This is a genomic window from Rodentibacter trehalosifermentans, assembly GCF_002000545.1.
Taxonomy (GTDB): Bacteria; Pseudomonadota; Gammaproteobacteria; order Enterobacterales; family Pasteurellaceae; genus Rodentibacter; species Rodentibacter trehalosifermentans.
The window spans coordinates 1-2,058 of record NZ_MLHL01000008.1 but is presented as its reverse complement, the minus strand read 5'-3'; the positions used below and the strand labels follow the sequence as shown (position 1 = coordinate 2,058).

Annotated in this window: 2 rRNA genes; both read right to left on the bottom strand. The window is 49.9% G+C overall.

Annotated elements, in window-relative coordinates:
• Positions 1-7 precede the first annotated feature (7 nt).
• Positions 8-123: ribosomal RNA gene (gene rrf / locus BKK52_RS01820) — 5S ribosomal RNA — on the bottom strand.
• A 209-nt stretch (positions 124-332) separates the two neighbouring features.
• Positions 333-2,058 (bottom strand): 23S ribosomal RNA (locus BKK52_RS01815); the annotation flags it as partial.

The window sequence follows — 2,058 nt, the reverse complement described above, 5'->3', positions numbered from 1 at the left end:
AATAAAAACCCGGCGGTGCCCTACTCTCACATGGGGATACCCCACACTACCATCGGCATTACAGCGTTTCACTTCTGAGTTCGGAATGGATTCAGGTGGGACCACCGCACTCTCGCCGCCGGGATTATTCTTCGATAACTTCTCGTTTACTTTTCTTATTTTATTATTTTGTTCTTTAAGTCTTCTGCGCTAACTTGCGCTTCCTCTACTTTCGGTCACAAGCTGAATCTTGTTGAGTTTCTCTAATTTTCTGTTTAGTTTACTTCGCTTTTCTGCTTTCTCTCGCTTACTTTTGCTTCGCTTCACCGCCCACAAAAACACTTGAGCGTTGTATAGTTAAGCCGCTCGGGCAATTAGTATGGGTTAGCTCAATATCTCACAATACTTACACACCCCACCTATCTACGTCTTAGTCTCAAACAACCCTTACAGACATAAAGTCTGGGAGAACTCATCTTGAGGCAAGTTTCGTGCTTAGATGCTTTCAGCACTTATCTCTTCCGCACTTAGCTACTCGGCAATGCATCTGGCGATACAACCGAAACACCAGTGGTGCGTCCACTCCGGTCCTCTCGTACTAGGAGCAGCCCCTCTCAATTCTCCTACGCCCACGGCAGATAGGGACCGAACTGTCTCACGACGTTCTAAACCCAGCTCGCGTACCACTTTAAATGGCGAACAGCCATACCCTTGGGACCTACTTCAGCCCCAGGATGTGATGAGCCGACATCGAGGTGCCAAACACCGCCGTCGATATGAACTCTTGGGCGGTATCAGCCTGTTATCCCCGGAGTACCTTTTATCCGTTGAGCGATGGCCCTTCCATGCAGAACCACCGGATCACTATGACCTACTTTCGTACCTGCTCGACTTGTCTGTCTCGCAGTTAAGCTTGCTTATACCATTGCACTAACCTCACGATGTCCGACCGTGATTAGCAAACCTTCGTGCTCCTCCGTTACGCTTTGGGAGGAGACCGCCCCAGTCAAACTACCCACCAGACACTGTCCGAACACCCGATTAGGGTGCCTCGTTAGAACACCAAACGTTAAAGGGTGGTATTTCAAGGTCGACTCCATGCAAACTGGCGTTCACACTTCTTAGTCTCCCACCTATCCTACACATCAAAATTCAATGTTCAGTGTCAAGCTATAGTAAAGGTTCACGGGGTCTTTCCGTCTAGCCGCGGGTACACCGCATCTTCACGGCGATTTCAATTTCACTGAGTCTCGGGTGGAGACAGCCTGGCCATCATTATGCCATTCGTGCAGGTCGGAACTTACCCGACAAGGAATTTCGCTACCTTAGGACCGTTATAGTTACGGCCGCCGTTTACTGGGGCTTCGATCAGGTGCTTCTCTTGCGATGACACCATCAATTAACCTTCCAGCACCGGGCAGGCATCACACCCTATACGTCCACTTTCGTGTTTGCAGAGTGCTGTGTTTTTAATAAACAGTTGCAGCCAGCGGGTCACTTCGACTGGTTCAGCCTTCGGAGGTTAACTCCTACAACCTACGCCAGCGCACCTTCTCCCGAAGTTACGGTGCTATTTTGCCTAGTTCCTTCACCCGAGTTCTCTCAAGCGCCTGAGTATTCTCTACCTGACCACCTGTGTCGGTTTTCAGTACGGTTTAGTAAAGCCTGAAGCTTAGTGGCTTTTCCTGGAAGTGTGGTATCAGTTACTTCAGCCCCTTAGGGCCTCGTCATCACCTCTCGTTGTTTTTATTGGATAAGCGGATTTGCCTACCTACCCCAACTACCAGCTTAAACGTGCACATCCAACCGCACGCTAACCTAACCTGCTCCGTCCCCACATCGCAGCTTTACCAAGTACGGGAATATTAACCCGTTTCCCATCGACTACGCTTTTCAGCCTCGCCTTAGGGGCCGACTCACCCTGCCCCGATTAACGTTGGACAGGAAACCTTGGTCTTCCGGCGAACGGGTTTTTCACCCGTTTTATCGTTACTTATGTCAGCATTCGCACTTGTGATACGTCCAGCAAACCTCTCAGTTCACCTTCATCCGCTTACACAACGCTCCCCTACCCAACAG